Annotated in this window: 18 protein-coding genes and 1 tRNA gene; 11 read left to right on the top strand and 8 right to left on the bottom strand. The window is 31.0% G+C overall.

Translation table 11 applies throughout. The annotated features are described in order from the left end of the window. The first annotated feature begins 225 nt into the window (after window positions 1-225). The 3 genes from AC2I98_RS11800 to AC2I98_RS11810 all read left to right on the top strand — a co-directional run bounded on the left by AC2I98_RS11800 (window position 226) and on the right by AC2I98_RS11810 (window position 3443). Window positions 226-2364 carry a TonB-dependent receptor gene (locus AC2I98_RS11800; RefSeq protein WP_486411871.1) on the top strand — a complete coding sequence of 713 codons (2139 nt, stop codon included), beginning with the start codon at window positions 226-228 and terminating at the stop codon, window positions 2362-2364. Between the two features lie 75 nt (window positions 2365-2439). Continuing rightward, window positions 2440-2883: a lipocalin-like domain-containing protein gene (locus AC2I98_RS11805; RefSeq protein ID WP_486411872.1), complete on the top strand. Its 444-nt coding sequence runs from the start codon at window positions 2440-2442 to the stop codon at window positions 2881-2883. Between the two features lie 104 nt (window positions 2884-2987). Then, the gene (locus AC2I98_RS11810) at window positions 2988-3443 is read left to right on the top strand and encodes a lipocalin-like domain-containing protein (protein WP_486411873.1); all 456 of its coding nucleotides are present in this window, start codon (window positions 2988-2990) and stop codon (window positions 3441-3443) included. Window positions 3444-3473: 30 nt separating this feature from the next. On the opposite strand, the gene nth is transcribed toward AC2I98_RS11810, so the two are convergent. Continuing rightward, window positions 3474-4094 (bottom strand): endonuclease III, encoded by a 621-nt coding sequence (gene nth, locus AC2I98_RS11815; protein WP_486414077.1) that lies wholly within the window; start codon window positions 4092-4094, stop codon window positions 3474-3476. A gap of 173 nt (window positions 4095-4267) precedes the next feature. Between nth and bcp the strand changes: the two genes are divergently transcribed. Then, window positions 4268-4723 (top strand): thioredoxin-dependent thiol peroxidase, encoded by a 456-nt coding sequence (gene bcp / locus AC2I98_RS11820; RefSeq protein WP_486414078.1) that lies wholly within the window; start codon window positions 4268-4270, stop codon window positions 4721-4723. A 13-nt stretch (window positions 4724-4736) separates the two neighbouring features. Beyond that, the gene (recA, locus tag AC2I98_RS11825; protein WP_486411874.1) at window positions 4737-5786 is read left to right on the top strand and encodes a recombinase RecA; all 1050 of its coding nucleotides are present in this window, start codon (window positions 4737-4739) and stop codon (window positions 5784-5786) included. 65 nt (window positions 5787-5851) lie between these two features. On the opposite strand, the gene AC2I98_RS11830 is transcribed toward recA, so the two are convergent. Together AC2I98_RS11830 and AC2I98_RS11835 are read right to left on the bottom strand one after the other, a co-directional pair. Further along, window positions 5852-6649 carry a hypothetical protein gene (locus tag AC2I98_RS11830; protein WP_486411875.1) on the bottom strand — a complete coding sequence of 266 codons (798 nt, stop codon included), beginning with the start codon at window positions 6647-6649 and terminating at the stop codon, window positions 5852-5854. Between the two features lie 7 nt (window positions 6650-6656). After that, the gene (locus AC2I98_RS11835) at window positions 6657-8099 is read right to left on the bottom strand and encodes a TonB-dependent receptor (RefSeq protein ID WP_486411876.1); all 1443 of its coding nucleotides are present in this window, start codon (window positions 8097-8099) and stop codon (window positions 6657-6659) included. A 42-nt stretch (window positions 8100-8141) separates the two neighbouring features. Between AC2I98_RS11835 and AC2I98_RS11840 the strand changes: the two genes are divergently transcribed. The 3 genes from AC2I98_RS11840 (at window position 8142) to AC2I98_RS11850 (ending at window position 10196) form a co-directional block, all read left to right on the top strand. Further along, window positions 8142-8924 carry an MBL fold metallo-hydrolase gene (locus tag AC2I98_RS11840; protein ID WP_486411877.1) on the top strand — a complete coding sequence of 261 codons (783 nt, stop codon included), beginning with the start codon at window positions 8142-8144 and terminating at the stop codon, window positions 8922-8924. Window positions 8925-8984: 60 nt separating this feature from the next. Next, window positions 8985-9065 (top strand) — tRNA-Leu (locus AC2I98_RS11845). Between the two features lie 129 nt (window positions 9066-9194). Further along, complete coding sequence (locus AC2I98_RS11850; protein WP_486411878.1) at window positions 9195-10196, top strand: DNA cytosine methyltransferase; 1002 nt, start codon at window positions 9195-9197, stop codon at window positions 10194-10196. A gap of 206 nt (window positions 10197-10402) precedes the next feature. On the opposite strand, the gene AC2I98_RS11855 is transcribed toward AC2I98_RS11850, so the two are convergent. The 4 genes from AC2I98_RS11855 to AC2I98_RS11870 are packed head-to-tail and all read right to left on the bottom strand — an operon-like array spanning window position 10403 to window position 14037. After that, entirely contained in the window at window positions 10403-10795 is a 393-nt protein-coding gene (locus AC2I98_RS11855) for an acyl-CoA thioesterase (protein ID WP_486411879.1), read from the bottom strand. Then, window positions 10776-11780: a Gfo/Idh/MocA family protein gene (locus tag AC2I98_RS11860; RefSeq protein WP_486411880.1), complete on the bottom strand. Its 1005-nt coding sequence runs from the start codon at window positions 11778-11780 to the stop codon at window positions 10776-10778. Before AC2I98_RS11860 ends, AC2I98_RS11855 begins: the two co-directional genes overlap by 20 nt. Before the next feature lie 5 nt (window positions 11781-11785). After that, the gene (locus AC2I98_RS11865; protein WP_486411881.1) at window positions 11786-13447 is read right to left on the bottom strand and encodes a DUF6909 family protein; all 1662 of its coding nucleotides are present in this window, start codon (window positions 13445-13447) and stop codon (window positions 11786-11788) included. An 11-nt stretch (window positions 13448-13458) separates the two neighbouring features. Beyond that, entirely contained in the window at window positions 13459-14037 is a 579-nt protein-coding gene (locus tag AC2I98_RS11870) for a DUF3109 family protein (RefSeq protein WP_486411882.1), read from the bottom strand. 71 nt (window positions 14038-14108) lie between these two features. Between AC2I98_RS11870 and AC2I98_RS11875 the strand changes: the two genes are divergently transcribed. The 3 genes from AC2I98_RS11875 to rsmI all read left to right on the top strand — a co-directional run bounded on the left by AC2I98_RS11875 (window position 14109) and on the right by rsmI (window position 17416). Then, window positions 14109-15845: a 1-deoxy-D-xylulose-5-phosphate synthase gene (locus AC2I98_RS11875; RefSeq protein WP_486411883.1), complete on the top strand. Its 1737-nt coding sequence runs from the start codon at window positions 14109-14111 to the stop codon at window positions 15843-15845. 342 nt (window positions 15846-16187) lie between these two features. Continuing rightward, a complete protein-coding gene (locus tag AC2I98_RS11880; RefSeq protein WP_486411884.1) occupies window positions 16188-16682 on the top strand; it encodes a DUF4252 domain-containing protein in 495 nt (164 codons plus the stop codon). A gap of 59 nt (window positions 16683-16741) precedes the next feature. Next, on the top strand, window positions 16742-17416 hold the full coding sequence (rsmI, locus tag AC2I98_RS11885) for a 16S rRNA (cytidine(1402)-2'-O)-methyltransferase (RefSeq protein WP_486411885.1): 675 nt from the start codon (window positions 16742-16744) through the stop codon (window positions 17414-17416). On the opposite strand, the gene recJ is transcribed toward rsmI, so the two are convergent. Further along, window positions 17413-19113 (bottom strand): single-stranded-DNA-specific exonuclease RecJ, encoded by a 1701-nt coding sequence (gene recJ, locus AC2I98_RS11890; RefSeq protein ID WP_486411886.1) that lies wholly within the window; start codon window positions 19111-19113, stop codon window positions 17413-17415. The two genes, rsmI and recJ, sit on opposite strands and share 4 nt — an antisense overlap. Window positions 19114-19128 lie beyond the last annotated feature (15 nt).

Genomic DNA, 19128 nt, shown 5'->3' on the forward strand with positions numbered 1-19128 from the left:
CTTTTGTAAAAATAAAGAATTTTAGGATAATTTTTAGATTTCAAAAAAATAGTTACCTTTGACTTTCAATCGAAAGGGGTGCTTCTTTATCAGAGGCTGAGATTATACCCAAAGAACCTGGGCAGGTAATGCTGCTAAGGGAAATGGTACTTCACCAAATTACATTCGCGCGTAAATTATAAAAGTGTAAGATGGCTCCTTTCATAATATTTTTTAAAATAAATTATGAAAAGGTCGATTTTTTTATTGTCATTATTTGGTGCATCTATTTTATATGCACAAGAACATGATTCCATTCAGAAAGAAGAAATTCAACTTCAAGAAGTTTCAATTGTTGAAAAACTTCCTATTACAGTAGAAAAAGTAACGAACAAAATGTTGCAAAAAAAGAATTTAGGGCAAGATGTTCCTACATTATTAAATTCTGCTACATCTGTTTCTATAACTTCGGATACAGGAACTGGTATTGGTTATTCGTCAATCAAGATACGTGGTCTTAACGAGCAATCAATCAATGTCACTCTAAATGGAATTCCACTTAATAATCCAGAATCTCAAGGAGTATTTTGGGTAAATATGCCAGATTTAGCATCTTCTACAAATTCTATGTTGATACAAAGGGGTGTTGGAACTTCTTCTAATGGAATGGCTTCCTTTGGAGCAAGTGTAAATATTGAATCTCAAAATCCGTCTACAATTCCTTTCGCTGAAGCAAATGTTTCGTTCGGAAATTTTAAAACTCAAAAGTATACATTTCAAGCAGGTACGGGAAAAATGTTGAACAATAAATTAAGCATTGATGGTCGTTTTTCTAAGATTGATTCAGATGGTTATGTAGACAGATCTTGGGCAGATTTGATTTCGTATGATATTACAGCTTTGTATGAATTAAACAACAAAACCAAGTTTAGATTTCAGAATATGTTTGGTAAAGAACAAACTTATCAAGCTTGGAGTGGAGTTGACGCCGAGACATTAAAGAGAGATAGAACTTACAATACTGAAGGCGAAATAAAAGATGAGCAAGGAAAAGTTGTAGATTTTTATGATAATCATACTGATAATTATCGTCAAAATCATTATTTTCTTTCGTGGTTGCAAGATATTGGAAACAATTGGAAATCAAACTTAACGATTCATTATACAAAAGGAAAAGGATATTACGAGAGCTATAAAAATAATAGAGGTTTAAAACGTTATAAACTTGACTATTTGACTACTGAACCACGAAATTTGATTAACAGAGAATATCTTGATAATGATTTTTATGGTTTCAATCTCGAAGTTGAGAATCAAAAATTAAATGATTTTAAAGTATTTTTTGGTTTATCTGCAAATGAATATGATGGCGATCATTATGGAAATGTATTATGGGTGAAAGATACAGATTTTAAAGACAAAGACTTTAAGTATTATAATAATAGAGCAGTTAAAAAGCAATTGGCAGCGTATGCGAAAGTTTTGTATCAAGTAAATAAGTTTGAACTTTTTGGAGATGTACAGTATCGATATGTTAATTATGATGCAAAATATTTACCGAATGGAGAGAATGACGAGGAAGATTTCAGACCATTTTCAGATACATTTAATTTTGTGAATCCAAAAGCTGGTGTAAATTATAAAATTAATTCTTCAAATGTTTTATATGCTTCTTATGGAATTTCTCATCGTGAGCCACTTCGTGTAGATTATGAGAATAATGGAAAACGCCCAACTGCAGAATTTTTACAAGATTATGAGTTTGGTTATAAGAAATCTGGTCGTTTATCAATAAGTGCGAACTTGTATTACATGGCTTACAAAAATCAATTAGTTCCAACAGGAAGATTAAATGATGTAGGAACGCCAATCAGAGAAAATTCTGGTAAAAGTTTTAGAAGAGGAATTGAGTTTGATGCAAATTATAAACTTATTCCAAATCATTTGAATTTTTTTGGGAATATAACATTTAGTCAAAACAAGCACAATAATTACAAAGAAGAAGTTTGGGATGAAAATGGAAACTCTTCGATAAAAGAATATGGAAAAACAAAAATTGCGCTTTCTCCAGATGTCATTTCAGCTTTTGGATTTGAAGCTATTCCATTCAAAAATGTTTTGATTAACTTAACGAATAAATATGTAGGTGAACAATATTTATCAAACATAGAACCTGTAGATGGTAAATTAGATAGTTATTTGATTTCTGATTTATTGATTCGTTATTCACCAAAAATAAAAGGAATAAAGAATCTTGAATTTTCGTTTTTAATTAATAATTTATTTGATGTTGAGTACGAATCGAATGGGTATTATTACGAAGGAGGATATTATTTTCCACAAGCAGGTATTAATGTCTTGGGTGGAATTAGTATTCGTTTATAATTATTTTCTTTTAATAGCTATTGTTTTATATAATAATTATATTTTTGTTGAATTAACAATTTAAATTTCAATAATATGAAAAAATTATTTAGTCTGATAGCAATTGGTGCTTTATCTTTAAATTTCATTAGTTGTAAAGATGACGATGATTCAGGGAAATCTTTGGATGAAAAGATTGTGGGAACTTGGAAACTTGAAAAAACAGTTTATCAAGAGCAAGGTTATGCTGACGAAGTAGAATATCCTAACGATTGCGAAAAAAAATCCTCTACAACTTTTAATAAAGATAAAACGTATAAGAATGACGAGTATTATAATGATTACCAAACTAATAAATGTTTAAATGATGTTTATGGAGGAGTATATAAAATAGAAAATGGAAACTTGCACGTAATTGATGATGAAACTATTTTTAAAATTCAAGAAATTACAACTAATAAAATGGTTCTTGTTCTTGAAGAAGATGAAAATGGAGATGGAAAAATTGATTATAAAACAATTGCAACTTTCATAAAATAAATAAAAGCTCGAGATATTCTCGAGTTTTTTTTCGAAAGAATCTTTTTTATAGCGTCAATACATCATTCAAAATCTTTATTTTTACAAGATAATTTGAATTTAAGATGAAAAACTTTTTCGGCATATTTATCCTATCAACTTTTTTACTTTCTATTTTTTCATGTAAAGAAGACGACTCTTTAGCGATTTCTCAAGATCAATTATTACGTGCGAATAAATGGCAATTGCAACAAACAATAAAAGTTTCTGGAAATAAAAATTTAGTTGATAAATTATTGGCTTGCGAAAGGCAATCAACTTTAGATTTTAGAGATGTAGAAAAATATTATGACGTTTCGTATAAAACTGTTGACGGAAATTGTGTGCAAACGCAAGAAGATGGAAAATATGTTTACGAGACATCAAAAGATAAAAGAACTTTGACAATGACTCCTACAAAAGGTGAAGTTAAAAAATATTATATGTATGAGATTAGTCCGAAGTCGTTGATTATTCAAAAAGATTTTATGGAAAATGATACGTTAAAATATATGAGATACGTTTATCAATCAATCAAATAAATAAAAATGCTCGATTTTTCGAGCATTTTTTTATTCAAACATTTTTCGTGTAATAAAATCTTTTTCTAAACTCCAAGCTCTTGCGGGAGAATATTCTCTTCCATAATATATAATCTGAATGTGTAATTTGTTCCACAATTCTTTTGGAAAGATTTTTTTAGCATCTTTTTCCGTTTCTTCAACGTTTTTACCTTTTGTCAATTTCCATAATTTCATCAAACGGTGAATATGTGTATCGACAGGAAAAGCTGGATGTCCAAACCATTGCGACATTACAACCGAAGCTGTTTTATGTCCAACACCTGGCAATTCTTCTAATTCTTCAAAACTTTCTGGAACTTCACCATTATGTTTTTCAAGTAGAATTTCTGATAATCGTTTTATATTTTTTGCTTTTGTATTTGATAAACCAATTTCGCGTATATAATATTTTATTTCATCAACTTCTAACAGCGACATAGCTTTTGCATTTGATGCTTTTGCAAATAATTCGGGTGTTACTTGGTTTACTTTTTTATCTGTTGTTTGAGCAGATAGTAAAACAGCAATCAATAATGTAAAAGCATCTTGATGATCCAATGGAATAGGTGGAACTGGATATAATTTTTCTAATTCATCAACCACAAATTGAATACGTTCTTTCTTTAACATCATAAATTTTGAAACTTTTATGTAAATGTATCATTTTTTATCTTGATTATTTTATAACGACTTATTTTGACGCTCTATTCTATTACATTTGTATTATTAATTAAAAGATTAATTGTTTAATTGAATTCGATTCAAGATTTAATCATTATTTTTACGAGAAGTTCTAAAGAAAAATCAACATGTTAAAAGTAGGAGATAAAGTTCCAGATTTTAAAGGAATTGACCAAGATGGAAATGATGTTTCGTATCAAGATTTCGTAGGTAAAAAATTGGTCGTTTTCTTTTATCCAAAAGCAAGTACGCCTGGTTGTACAGCCGAAGCATGCGATTTACGCGATAACGAAAATACATTGAAAGCGCAAGGTTATCATTTGGTAGGGGTAAGTGCAGATTCTGTGAAAAGACAAAAGAATTTTGCCGAGAAAAATAATTTACCTTTCCCATTGCTTGCCGATGAAAATCATGATATTTTGAATGCTTTTGGAGTTTGGGGTCCAAAGAAATTTATGGGACGCGAATTTGATGGAATTCATCGTACAACTTTCATTATTGATGAAAATGGAATGATTACAGATGTAATCGAAAAAGTAAAAACAAAGGAACACGCAAAACAAATATTAGAAAAATAAAAAAAATAAGATAATGAGCGATTTAGATAATAAAAAGAAAGCACTTCAGCTGATTTTAGATAAGATGGACAAAGCTTACGGTAAAGGAACTGTAATGCGCATGGGAGATTCGGCTGTTGATGATAAGATAGAAGTTATTCCTTCTGGATCTTTAGGATTAGATTTAGCGTTAGGAGTAGGAGGTTATCCTCGTGGGCGTGTAATCGAAATTTATGGACCAGAATCTTCAGGTAAAACAACATTAACGTTACATGCAATTGCAGAAGCTCAGAAAGCAGGTGGTATTGCAGCGTTTATTGATGCTGAACATGCTTTTGACCGTTTTTATGCAGCTAAATTAGGAGTAGATGTAGAAAACTTAATTATCTCTCAACCAGATAATGGTGAGCAAGCTTTAGAAATTGCAGATAATTTAATTCGTTCAGGTGCGATAGATATTATTGTAATTGACTCTGTAGCGGCTTTAACGCCAAAAGCTGAGATCGAAGGAGAAATGGGTGACTCTCGTATGGGATTACAAGCTCGTTTGATGTCGCAAGCGTTACGTAAGTTGACAGGTACAATTAATAAAACGAAGTGTACAGCGATTTTCATTAACCAATTACGTGAAAAAATTGGTGTTATGTTCGGAAACCCTGAAACAACAACAGGTGGTAATGCTTTAAAATTCTATGCTTCTGTTCGTTTAGATATTCGCCGTTCAACTCAAATTAAAAATGGAGACGAAGTAATCGGAAATCACTCGAAAGTAAAAGTTGTTAAAAACAAAGTTGCTCCTCCATTCCGTCAAGCTGAGTTTGATATTATGTATGGAGAAGGAATTTCTAAAGTTGGAGAAGTTTTAGATATGGGTGTTGAGAAAGGAATTGTAAACAAATCTGGTTCTTGGTATTCATACAACGATAGTAAATTAGGACAAGGTCGTGATGCTGTGAAAGAAGTATTGAGAGATAATCCTGAATTATGTGAAGAAATTGAAGCGAAAATTGTTGCTTTAATTAAAGGAGAACCTGTTACTGGAGAAGTTTCTGTTGATGATCCAGCTGATTTATTAGAAGATTAATTCGATTAGAATTTTTATATAATGATTTTTAAGCTCTGAGGAAACTCAGAGCTTTTTATTTTTGATTATATCATATCAACTTTAAAATACTTATTAATACTACTATTAAGTTTATTTAAATCGTCCTTATGATCAATCATATGTTTTTCAAATTTTTGTATAACATCTTGATAACGATAAAGCTCAGTATTATTAAGTTCTTTATATAGTATGTTATATATGCAGCCAATGTTATGATGAATATTACGAATAATTATTGTGATATCATCTTTTAATTCTTTTGGTATAAATGGATTTATTCTTAAATTATTTAAATCTGAATAAAAATTTGAAAAAATCCCATTTAAGAAAATTCTTTGCATTGGTAAATTGAGATTATCAATCTCTTTTTCTTTTATAGTTTTTGTTTTTAAGTATCTATCTAAAATATCTAAATTACCTTCAACAAATTTGAGTTTTAGTAAATTATTCTCATCATTAATTTCAAATAAATTCTTAAAATTATCATTACAAAATTCATATAATAAATTTTGTCTTTCATTATAATTCTCTTTGTTTAGACCAATAGAAATCAAGTAATTTAAGTCAATATTCAGTTTGATTAACATTGGATAATCTGCAGATAGATAAAAACTTTTTCCATTTGAGGTGTATTTATCTACAAATTCAGTGATATTCTTAATTTGATATTTAACAACTTCAGTTCTGATTGGGTTAAAAAGAGACTTTTTAGCATTTATATATGATTTGTAAGCAATAACTCCAGTTATAATTGCAGTAATAGAGGCAATAATCCAGAATAATATATTTACTAAATCTTTTATAAGTAAAATATTATTTGTTATGTAGATTAATATTACCATATTCCAATTACTCCAAAATATACTTCAATTTATAACCAAACATGCCACGATCTTTGATCATATCAGCAACTCCTTCTGGGCATTCTTTTTCCCAACCTTCTTCAGCATCAGCAATTTTTTCCAAAATTCGACGTGAATAAGAATCTAAATAACCTCTGTTGTAATTCAAAATATCTTGAATTCTTCCATTATACAAGAAATATTTGTACAATTCGTGTACGCTATCACTTACTTGTAGATTTTTAGACGTCAATAAAATATCTTTTTCTTTATCTAAATATGGATATAAATAAACTTTCACATTTTTCTTGAATAATTTACCGAAAGCTTCCATAATTCCACCAGGTAAATCTGCATAATATTGCTCATTGAAAATTTCGACCAAATTATTAACACCCATTGCTAAACCTATTTTGGTTTGATTTCGAGTAAATTTCGAGAAATAATCAACTAATTTATAATATTCAGAAAAGTTAGAAATAATAACATTGTAACCCAAACTTCCAATTATATCAGCACGATCTAAGAAATCGCGTTCATTTAATTCTCCTTCAAAACCAGAAGCAATTAAATTAGAAAGTGTAATCTCGAATAAAATTTCGGTGTTATCTGTTCGTACATAATCTTCTTGTTTGAAAATTTCTAAACCACCTTTGAACATATCCATATTAACATTCATAAAAGGACGGAAAGAACCACGAATAGCAAAGATATTTTTCTTGTAAAGTAAATCTGCTGGAAGTATATTTTTCCCTTGCGGATTGAAAACCGCAACATCAGTCATTCCATTTTTAACCAATTGAAGCGACATCAAACGATTGTCAACATATTTAAATTGTGGACCACGGAAGTTAATCATATCAATTTCTAATTGATCTTTATCTAATGTATCATACAACGATTTGATTAATTGACGAGGATTGTCATAGTAATGATAAGCTCCGTAAATTAAGTTAACGCCTAAAACACCTAATGTTTCTTGTTGTAGTTGCGCCGAATTTTCTTTGAATTTTACGTGAAAAATAATTTCGTTTGCTTTTTCTTCTTCTGCGTTCAATTTAAAACGTAAACCGATCCAACCTTGACCTTCATTTTTCTTCGAATAGTCAATTGTTGTTACTGTATTTGCGTAGGTAAAAAATGCTTTTTCTTTGTAATTATCATGAATTAGACGTTCTTTCATTAACTCCATTTCATGGTCTAACATTTTTTTCAGACGTGCTTGGGTTACATAACGACGATTTTCTTCAACACCATAAATCGAATCAGACATTTCTTTGTCATATGCACTCATCGCTTTTGCAACAGTTCCCGAAGCGGCACCTGCACGATAAAAAAAACGAACGGTCTCTTGACCTGCTCCAATTTCTGCAAAAGAACCGTATATTTTCGGATTCAAATTGATCTCTAAAGCTTTTTGTTTAGGAGTAAGAACTTGTTCTAATGCCATATTTTAATTTCAAATAGTTTGTGGTAAATTTACCAAATCATTATGGCTAAATCAAATATAAAAATACATTTTTTAGGAACTGGAACTTCGCAAGGAATTCCAATTATAGGAAGCGATCATCCGGTGTGTTTATCAACCAATGAGAAAGATAAACGATTACGTTCTTCATTGCTATTAGAAAAAGATGGAAAGATTATAACGATTGATAGCGGACCAGATTTTAGACAACAAATGCTGCGTTATAATGCGCAAAGATTGGATGGAATTTTATACACTCACGAGCATAATGATCATGTGATGGGATTGGATGATATTCGTCCGTTAGTTTTTAAATCTGGAGAAGATATGAATGTGTATGGTTTGAAACGTGTTTTGGATGAATTGCATAACCGATTTCCTTATATGTTTGCAGAACATAAATATCCAGGAGTTCCAACTGTGATAGAAAACGTGATAGAATCAGACCCCTTTTCTGTTGCAGGATTTAATGTACAGCCAATCACTATAATGCATGGTCCATTGCCAATTTTAGGTTACATAATAGATGATAAAATTGCGTATTTAACGGATGTGAAAATGATTCCTACTGAATCTTTAGAAAAATTGCGAGGAATAGAAGTATTAATTATAAGTGCTTTACGTGTTGAGCAAGAGCATTTTTCTCATATTTTATTGGATGAAGCAATTCAATATGCTGATATGATTGGAGCAAAGCAAACTTATTTCACACATATTTCGCATCATTTGGGCTTTCATGATCTTGTTGAAAAACAATTGCCAAAGGATAAATATTTGGCTTACGACACGTTAGAAATAAATCTTTAAAAAGTTTAAAAAATAGTTGGAAAAATAAATAAAGTAACATTATATTTGCAGTCCATAAAGGCTCGGATGGCGGAATTGGTAGACGCGCACGACTCAAACTCGTGTTCCTTTGGAGTGTGGGTTCGATTCCCACTCCGAGTACTAAAAAATCCCTTAAGTAATTATACTTAAGGGATTTGTTTTTTTACGGGTGGCGAAAAAGGGAGCAACTTGTTAAAAAAATCTATGACACTTCTTTTCTTTTAAGTATTTTTGATTTAAATAAATTTTATGAATATTGTATCATTTTTTGCAGGTGCTGGAGGTTTAGATCTAGGTTTTTCTAAAGCTGGTTTTAATGTTGTTTGGGCAAATGAGTATGATAAGAGTATTTGGAAAACTTATGAACTTAATCATTCTGAAACAATTTTAGATAAACGTAGTATTACAGATATACCGTCAGAAGACGTTCCTGATTGTGATGGCATAATTGGTGGTCCTCCTTGTCAAAGTTGGAGTGAGGCTGGTGCAGGAAAAGGTATTAAAGATAAAAGAGGTCAATTATTTTTTGATTTTATTAGAATACTAGAAGCAAAACAACCAAAGTTTTTTCTTGCTGAAAATGTTAGTGGTATGCTTATAAAAAAACATTCAGAAGCTTTAGAAAATATTAAAGAATTGTTTAGAAATGCAGGTATTGGTTATGAGTTATCATTTGAGATACTAAATGCTTCAAATTACAATGTTCCGCAGGACCGAAAAAGGGTGATTTTTGTTGGAATTAGAAAAGATTTAGGTTTTACTTATAAATTTGATAAGCCTAATTTTAAACCTTTAGTTTTGAGTGATGCAATTGGAGATTTAAAAGATTCAGTTTTACCTGCATTAGAAACGAATAAATCTAATCATGAAAAGTGTATTGTACCTAATCATGAGTATATGATAGGTAGTTTCTCAAGTATGTTTTTGTCAAGAAATAGGGTTAGAGCTTGGGACGAACCTTCATTTACAATACAAGCTGGAGGAAGACATGCTCCTATACATCCACAAGCACCAAAAATGGAAAAGGTTGAAAAAGATATTATGAAGTTTGTAAACGGTAAAGAAAAACTTTATAGGAGGTTAAGTGTAAGAGAATGCGCAAGAATACAAACTTTTCCTGATGATTTTATATTTCATTATGTCAATATTGCTGATGGATATAAAATGATAGGTAACGCAGTACCTGTTAATTTAGCTTATTTTCTGGCTAGTTCAATAAAAAATCAAATTAACACAGCGTTGAAAATATAGAAGTAAAAAAATTTACGTTCTATTTAATCTTGGCTTAACAAATAGATAATATTCATTTAAGATATTTAAAAGATTCTTAAGGTAAGTTTGCAGTAACAAAATCCTCATGTGTTAATTTATATCATTTCTCAAAAAAACTTTTCATAACGGGAAGTTTTTTTGTTTATACATAAAAAATCGAGACTACTTAATAATCTCGATTTTTTTTATCCTTTATTTAAACGATCTACAACGTATTCTATTTGTGTTTTCCCATGAGGTTTTGGCGCACCATTTTCATCAAGGTTTACCATTGTAATACGATCAACTGTAATAATAGTTTCGTGTGTCATTTTGTTACGTACTTCGCATTGTAAAACCAACGAAGTTGTTCCAAATTTTACTACTTCAATTCCAATTTCTACAATATCGCCTTCGCGAGCAGATGCCATGAAATTAATCTCTGACATATGTTTTGTTACGACATGCGAATTTTCGAGTTGTACAATACTATATAAAGCTGCTTCTTCATCTATCCAAGCCAAAAGTTTTCCTCCAAAAAGTGTTTTATTTGGGTTTAAATCTTCTGGTTTAACCCATTTACGAGTGTGAAATTTCATAATTCTCTGTTTTTAGTTCTTGTTTGTTTTGGATTGCTAAATGATTAGCATCTGAAATAAACTTAACTAAATTTACGGCATATTTTCCATCTAACAAAGATTCGTTGTGACGGATTAATGCATCAGAAATTTCAGTAATTGCATTGGGATGAAAATTCTTTTGATCAGTCGAAATTTTATTGGAACAACAAACATTTTTTAGATCAGAATAAATCATTTGATTCAGATATTGATCTCCAATTTTAATCGTTCCTTTTTCTGCAATAAGTGTAATATTACTTTCGAAGTTTTTATTAAAAACTGATGTTGTATAAATCATGTGACCAATTGCTCCGTCTGCTGTAAAATCAACACAACCAGAATCATCAAATTCTGTCACTTCTTGATGTGTAAAATTGAAGCTTTTAGAATTTGTACAGACAACATCTTCAAACCAAAAATTCATAATATCAACAAAATGAGAGAATTGAGTAAATAAAACTCCTCCGTCCATTTCTTGATTTCCATGCCATTCGCGTAATTTATAGTAATTTTTGTTACGATTCCAGTAACAATTAATATTAACCATAAACACTTTACCTAAAGAATTATTATCAATCAAATTCTTTACATATTGCACGACAGGTGAGAAACGAAGTTGCATAGAAGTAAAAACTCTTAGATTCTTTTCTTCCGCAACTTTCAAAATTTCTTCTGCATCTTCTACAGTTAATGCAATTGGTTTTTCAATCAAAACATTTTTCCCTGCTTTTAGACAACGAATCGCATGTTCGCGATGCAATCCATTTGGAGTAGCAATTACAACAACATCGGTTTCTTTATCTTCGTTTAGAAAACTCTCAAGAGTAGAATAACCTTTTATTGACAAATCTTCTGGTAAATTGAAATCGATTACCGAAATTAACTGTGCATTTTCAGCTTCTTCTATCGCTTGTTGATGTACACGTCCAATATGACCGTAGCCTAAAATGGAAAAATTCTTCATTGAATTTATTTAATAATTTTTTCTAATATCTTTTGTGTAATTAGATATGTTGGTTTTACACCTGTTAATCCTAATCCACCAGAAGCTAATGTGCTTCCTGTTTCTAACGGATTATCTGAAGCGTAATATGCGTACATTACTTTAACATCTTTATCGATATGATGTCTAATTTTAGAAGCAACCTGAATTGCTTTTTGGTAATGTGCACCTTCCATTTCTAATCCAATTGCTTGGAAAGACGAATTTTTGAAATATTCTAAAACGTCTTTATTTTGCAACGATGTTCCTAAAACCGAAATCATCGGTCCTTCGTAAACTCCTAAATTTTGTCCTTCGAAATCGGCAGCAGTTAATTCGTTATCAAAAACATAATTATCTGTTGTTCCTTCGAAAACATGAGCTGTTGCAATCATAATATCACCTTTATTTCCTTCTAAAATTCCGGCTTTACCCATAATCGCGACAGATTTTACATTCATTTTGAAACGAACATCTCCTACTTTATAAGGTTTCAATAATTCGTCCATTGCTTCAAAAGCTTGTTCTCCAAATGCATAGTCCATTACAATAATCACCTCATTGTTCTTATCTTTTGCATAAGAAAATGCTGAATTTGCAATGTTTACTTTAGATAAATCAATAATTTGAACATCGATATTTGTTCCTGATTGATCTTTGATATAAACTAAACCATTTTGTTGCGTATATTCATTTAACGATTCGCGAAGCATTTTGTTATTTGCAGCACTTAAATCTTCGTAAATTTCTACACCATCATTCTTATATTTTCTTTTCAAACCATCATACGCATACAACATGTTAGACACACTGTGCATATTAGCAGAAATGATGTGAATGTTTTTATCTTGAAGATTATTTTCGAATAATACACGTTTGATTTCATTCGCCCATTTTTCTCCAATCATGTGATGACCAATCGATTCACGTAAAGTTGATGTAAATGTAATTTCACGTTTCTTAGTTCCGATACGATCTTGTTGACTTGTGTAACCCATCCAATAAACTACACGGAAAAAATAATCTTTATCTTCTGCTTTACTGAAATAATGATGAATTTCTTGTGTTTCTTCAAAAGTTCTTCCTAAAATAGTCGATAAATGCATCAAAGCAACTTCACGTTCTTTTCGAGAAATTTCAATTTCATTGAAAACAACATTTTCGATGAATTCCCACGCTCTACTTTTAGAAAGAGTTTCGTTACTAAACGCTCTATTTCTGATTTTATCTGCTTCGTTGTATAAAAACGTTAAGTGTGTTAACACATCATAGATATCAGAACGACCACGAGAAATTTCGATATTCATCTGATCATCATCAATTCTGTAACAAAAACGACGACGTTTTGCAGGAATAATTGGCGTGAAAATAGAACGATCATATCCTTCATCAGAGGTAAAAGATACGTATGGTGTTTCTACAATTCCTTCTGGTAAACGATCCAAAACGTACATTAATCCGCTTAATTCTACTTTATTTGGATCTGTAATAGATCCGTAGATTTCTGGATTGATTTCGAATAATAAATTTCTTAATATTTTTCCAGGTGCACCAGATGGGCGGTACACTCCTCTATGAAATAAGTGACGCATAGAGATATATAATCTTTCAATTGCGTCAGTAGATCTTCTTGCTCTTGTTATTGACATAATAATTTTTTTTACTTTTTTTGGTTGTTTAATTCTTCTTGAATTGTCATTAATTCGTCATACCATTCTTGTCCAAACTTACGGACTAATGAATCTTTTGCAAATGTTGCTACATTTACTTTCAATTCTTTACCTAAGGTACAAGCATCTGAACAAATATCCCACACATCGTAGTTAACTGAAGTGAAATTTGAATATTCCTTAATACGAACTGGATATAAATGACAAGAAATCGGTTTTTTGTAATCAACTTTTCCGTCTTCGTATGCCTTTTCTATTCCACATTTCGAAAATCCATTTTCTTCGAAAACTAAATAAGCACATTCGCGGTTATTAACAAGAGGTGTTACCCAATCGCCATCCGTATCCATTGTGTATTTACCTTCTTGCTCTATCACCGCAATTCCTTCGGGACGCAAATAAGGTTTTACATCTTCATAAATATCGTCTAATATTGTTAATTCGTCTTCGTTTAGAGGCGCACCAGCGTCACCTTCTACACAACAAATCCCTTTACATTTGTTCAGATTACAAACAAAATCTTCATTCAGTAGTTCTTCAGATACAAGGGTCTTTCCTATTTGGAACATGTTACATTAAATTTTGTAACATGCAAAGATACGGATTATTCCTCAGAAAAATGTAATTTTGTAAAAGAATAATGGATAATCTACTTTCAAAAATCAATCATCCTAAGGAACTTAGGTCTATTGAAACGTCTCAATTAAATCAGTTAGCTTATGAGATGCGAGAATTTATTTTGGACACTTTGAGTGTAAAACCTGGACATTTAGGTGCAAGTTTAGGCGTAATCGAATTAACAATTGCTCTACATTATCATTACAATACACCAAATGATTTATTAATTTGGGATGTTGGACATCAATGTTATCCACATAAAATTTTGACAGGACGTCAACAAATTTTCGATTCTCTTCGTCAAAAAGATGGTATTTCTGGTTTTCCAGCTCGTATAGAAAGTGAATTTGATACGTTTGGAACAGGACATTCTTCTACATCGATTTCTGCTATTGTAGGTATGGCAACTGCAGATAAAATTAATCAAATCAATAGAAAACATATCGCAATTATTGGAGATGCTTCAATAACTTCTGGAATGAGTTTGGAAGCGTTGAATCATCTTGGTTCAACCGATTTAGATGTTTTAGTGGTTTTGAATGACAATGATATCGGAATTGACCCTTCGGTTGGAGGCTTAAAAAAACATTTTAAATCATTAGAAAATCAACCCGAAAATATCTTTACCAATTTTGGTTTAAATTTTATTGGAACAATTGATGGACACAATTTTGATGAATTATTTAATGCTTTTGAAAAAGCTGACACCATCAAAGGTCCAAAAGTTTTACATATCAAAACAACCAAAGGAAAAGGTTACGAACAAGCCGAAATTGACCAAGTAAAATGGCATGCACCAGGACTATTTGATAAAGAAACAGGTGAAATAAAAACTAAAATTAAAGAGAAATCGTATCAAGATGTTTTTGGTGAAATGATGCTTCAATTACTCGAAAATAATCCTAAAATCGTAGCGATAACTCCTGCGATGTTAACAGGAAGTAATTTAGTAAAATGTCATCAAGATTTTCCTGACCGTGTTTTTGATGTTGGGATTGCAGAACAACATGCTGTGACATTTGCAGCAGGTTTAGCTACACAAAATACTGTTCCGTATTGTGTGATTTATTCAACTTTTTTACAACGTGCATACGATCAAGTGATACACGATGTTGCGTTGCAAAATTTACCAGTTGTGTTTTGTATCGATCGTGCAGGATTTGTTGGAACAGATGGCGCAACACATCACGGATATTTTGATATTGCATATTTGCGCGAAATTCCGAACATGATAGTTTCTTCGCCTCGAAACGAAAAAGACTTTAAAAATCTTTTGTACACAGCACAATATACGAAGCAACCTTTTGCAATTCGTTATCCGAAAAATAATATTAAAACAAGCGATTCTAAAGTCGAAAGAATAGAGATTGGTAAATCTGAAATTATTTTTGAAGGTATTCAAATTGCAATTCTTTCGACTGGTTTAATCAGTTCTCGAATTGAAGAAATTATTATTCAAAATCATCTACAAGATAAAGTTGCTTTAATTGATTTTCCATTTATTAAACCTTTAGACGAATCTCGTCTGAAAGCCATTTCGTTAAAATATTCAACTATATTAACCTTCGAAGATGGAATCAAAAAAGGTGGTTTAGGCGGTGGAATTTTAGAGTTTCTGAATTCAATTCATTATAAAGGAAATGTCACAATTAATGGTTATCCAGACGAATTTATCGAACATGCTTCAATTTCTGAATTAGAAGAAATCGTTGGTTTAGATGATGAATCAATTTTGGAGTTGATAAAAAGTTATTTGTAATGGAAAATGAATATTTAGAAAAAGCTTTAGTTGGTTTTTTATTAGGTCTAGGAATGCTAATATTTATATCTCCTTTCTATTATCCATATTATTAAAAATAAAAAATCGAAACCTAAATTTGGAATTGATTATGCAGTAGAAAGAGAAAATAAATTAGACCATTTAAAAGAAGGTTTTAAAGTTTTAGCTTATAATCGATTAATAGGTGGAATTATCATAGGATTTTTCCTAATAATTTCTTCAATTGTCTATTTGGTTTTAGGAATTAATGAATATTTTCAAGCTTAATAATTTTCGGTACGAGAGTTGTTGTAGCAAAAGCATCTCAATAAATAGTACACAATGAAAAAAATAATTGGTTTATCTTTTATAGCAGTTTTGCTAACGTTGCAATCTTGTGGCACAACAAGTAATATGCAAGAATTCTACAAAAAATATGATAATCAATCTACCGTAATTCCTTTACCTTCTTTTGCGCTAAAATTAGCAGAGAAAGCTGGCGGAACAGATTTATTTAATTATTTAAAATCTGCTAAAATATTCGTAGTTAGCGATGCAGGACAAGGAAAGCAAAAAAGAATTATGAATGATTTGCAATCGTCTATGCGTGGTGAAAAATATGAAAACTTAGTGAAATTTAAAGCAAAAGATAGTCGTTTGAATATTTCTTTGCAAGAAGATGGAGGTCGCGTAAAGAAAATGATTTTCGGGATTAATGGTTTACGAAATGTATTGGTAATCGATTCGAAATTAGATATTCCAAGAACAGATTTAGATAAAGTTTTAGACAAAGTTTCGACAGAAGATATTGCAGATTTAGCAGATATTTTGAAATAATAGCATAGCCAACTATTTTAGTTGGCTTTTTCTTTCAAATTACTTCGTAACTTTGTCAAATGAGTGGAAAATTATATTTGGTTCCGACGCCAATCGGAAATTTAGGTGATATGACATTTAGAGCGGTTGATGTATTAAAAGAATCTGATGTGATTCTTGCAGAAGACACGCGAAATAGTGGTATTTTACTGAAACATTTCGAAATTTCTACTCCGATGCGTAGCTATCATATGCACAATGAACATCAGGCAACTGAGGACATTATTCGTCAGCTGAAAGATGGTCAAACGATTTCAATTATCACAGATGCTGGAACTCCAGGTATTTCTGATCCAGGATATTTATTGGCAAAAGAATGTGTAGCGAATAATATTGTAATTGAATGTTTGCCAGGTGCTACGGCTTTTGTTCCTGCTTTAGTTGTTTCAGGATTACCAAATAACGAATTTACTTTTGTTGGATTTTTACCTGTAAAAAAAGGAAGAAAATCTAAATTAGACTCTTTGTTAAAAGAAAAGAAAACTATGATTTTCTACGAATCTCCACATAAAATTGGTCGAACTTTAAAAGATTTAGCCGAAGCTTTTGGAGCAGAACGAAAAGCAAGTTTATCCCGTGAAATCTCAAAGAAATTTGAAGAAACATTACGAGGAACTTTAGCCGAATTAGCCGAAATAGCTGAAAAAAGAAATTTAAAAGGTGAAATGGTTTTAGTTGTTGAAGGAAATCATTAATCGTTGAAACGAATATCTTTAATGTTCAATTGCCAAGTTCCTTTTCCTTGCCAATAATTCATTCCAATTGTGTAAACCATATCAAAGGATTGTCCTTTTTCTAATTTAGATCCAAACTTTCCTAATTTGAATCCTATAGAGGGAAATGTAATTCGTGTATCTCGTTGATGTACATACAAACGAGCATGTTCTTTGCCAACTAAACGAAAATCTGTTGCCAATAAATCTCTCGATAGAAAAACAGGATTCATATTTTCTGGTCCGAAAGGTGCCATTCGCATTACAGATTCTAAAAAAGAACGCGTCATATCATTAAAAGAAATTTCTTTATCTATCAAAATAGATGGAGTAAAATGTTTACTATTTGACATTTCTTTTACTGTTTCATCAAATCTAGTTTTGAATGTTTCGAAGTTTTCTTCTTTCATTGCTAATCCAGCGGCAGCCATATGTCCACCAAACTGAGTCAATAAATCTTTATTTTTTTCGATGGCTGAATGAATATCAAATTCATGAATAGATCTTGCTGAACCAACAATTTCACCTTCATTATTCTTTGTAAAGACAATTGTTGGTTTATAATACATATCAACCAAACGCGAAGCAACAATTCCGATTACACCTTTATTCCAAGAAGGATCGTAAACAATCGTTGAGTATTTTTCGTCAGTATTAATTTTCTTCAACTGCAAAAGTGCATCTTGTGTCATATCAAGATCCAACGTTTTACGCTCATTGTTTAAAGAGTTAATATCATTCAAATATTTACGACAATCTTCATCATTTGTACTCAACATAAAACGAACAGCTTCCGAACCATGTTTTATTCTTCCTGCAGCATTAATTTTTGGTGCAATAGAAAAAACAACGTTTGAAATATTGACATTATTTTTAATATTCGTTGGAATTAATTGTTGAAAAGCTAAACGAGGCTCAGAATTTAAACGCTGAAGACCTGCATAAGCTAATATGCGATTTTCTCCAGTAATTGGCACAATATCAGCCGCAATACTTACTGCAACTAAATCTAAAAGAGGTAAGAGATTTTCTTTCGGAAGATTAAATTTCTCTATATAAGCTTGAACCAATTTAAATCCAACTCCGCAACCGCTTAACTCTTTGTAAGGATAACGACAACCTTTTTGTTTCGGATCTAAAACAGCATAAGCTTTTGGGACAAAACGGTCAGGTAAATGATGATCGCAAATGATATAATCTATTCCTTTTGATTGGGCATAATTTATTTCTTCGTGCGCTTTTATACCACAATCAAGTACAATTACCAACGAAATATTATTGTCTAAAGCAAATTGTATACTTTGTTGAGAAATTCCATAACCTTCATTATTTCGGTCCGGAATATAAAAAAAGACTTTCGAGTAGATAGAAGTCAGAAATTCGTAAAATAATGTTACGGCTGTCGTTCCATCTACATCGTAGTCTCCAAATATTAAGATATTTTCTTCGTCGTCTATTGCGTTTTTAATACGCGAAACTGCATCAGACATTCCTTTCATTAAAAAAGGATCGTGCAGTTCATCTAAAGATGGATTAAAATACGATTTAGCTTGACTAAAATTCGTAATTCCACGTTGGGCTAATAAAATAGCAAGCACCTCAGAAATGTTAAGTGATTCTCTTAAATCCTTAACTATTTCATTATCGGGTTGTTCTTTTATTTCCCATGTTTTTTCCATCTCTTTAATTTACGT

Source organism: Empedobacter sp. EJD.6dd (assembly GCF_057369435.1).

Excerpts from the sequence above, each read along its gene's own strand:
- AC2I98_RS11800 (WP_486411871.1), top strand. The coding sequence starts at position 226 with ATGAAAAGGTCGATTTTTTTATTGTCATTATTTGGTGCATCTATTTTA.
- AC2I98_RS11805 (WP_486411872.1), top strand. The coding sequence starts at position 2,440 with ATGAAAAAATTATTTAGTCTGATAGCAATTGGTGCTTTATCTTTAAAT.
- AC2I98_RS11810 (WP_486411873.1), top strand. The coding sequence starts at position 2,988 with ATGAAAAACTTTTTCGGCATATTTATCCTATCAACTTTTTTACTTTCT.
- nth (WP_486414077.1), bottom strand. The coding sequence starts at position 4,094 with ATGTTAAAGAAAGAACGTATTCAATTTGTGGTTGATGAATTAGAAAAA.
- recA (WP_486411874.1), top strand. The coding sequence starts at position 4,737 with ATGAGCGATTTAGATAATAAAAAGAAAGCACTTCAGCTGATTTTAGAT.
- AC2I98_RS11830 (WP_486411875.1), bottom strand. The coding sequence starts at position 6,649 with ATGGTAATATTAATCTACATAACAAATAATATTTTACTTATAAAAGAT.
- AC2I98_RS11835 (WP_486411876.1), bottom strand. The coding sequence starts at position 8,099 with ATGGCATTAGAACAAGTTCTTACTCCTAAACAAAAAGCTTTAGAGATC.
- AC2I98_RS11840 (WP_486411877.1), top strand. The coding sequence starts at position 8,142 with ATGGCTAAATCAAATATAAAAATACATTTTTTAGGAACTGGAACTTCG.
- AC2I98_RS11850 (WP_486411878.1), top strand. The coding sequence starts at position 9,195 with ATGAATATTGTATCATTTTTTGCAGGTGCTGGAGGTTTAGATCTAGGT.
- AC2I98_RS11855 (WP_486411879.1), bottom strand. The coding sequence starts at position 10,795 with ATGAAATTTCACACTCGTAAATGGGTTAAACCAGAAGATTTAAACCCA.
- AC2I98_RS11860 (WP_486411880.1), bottom strand. The coding sequence starts at position 11,780 with ATGAAGAATTTTTCCATTTTAGGCTACGGTCATATTGGACGTGTACAT.
- AC2I98_RS11865 (WP_486411881.1), bottom strand. The coding sequence starts at position 13,447 with ATGTCAATAACAAGAGCAAGAAGATCTACTGACGCAATTGAAAGATTA.
- AC2I98_RS11870 (WP_486411882.1), bottom strand. The coding sequence starts at position 14,037 with ATGTTCCAAATAGGAAAGACCCTTGTATCTGAAGAACTACTGAATGAA.
- AC2I98_RS11875 (WP_486411883.1), top strand. The coding sequence starts at position 14,109 with ATGGATAATCTACTTTCAAAAATCAATCATCCTAAGGAACTTAGGTCT.
- AC2I98_RS11880 (WP_486411884.1), top strand. The coding sequence starts at position 16,188 with ATGAAAAAAATAATTGGTTTATCTTTTATAGCAGTTTTGCTAACGTTG.
- rsmI (WP_486411885.1), top strand. The coding sequence starts at position 16,742 with ATGAGTGGAAAATTATATTTGGTTCCGACGCCAATCGGAAATTTAGGT.
- recJ (WP_486411886.1), bottom strand. The coding sequence starts at position 19,113 with ATGGAAAAAACATGGGAAATAAAAGAACAACCCGATAATGAAATAGTT.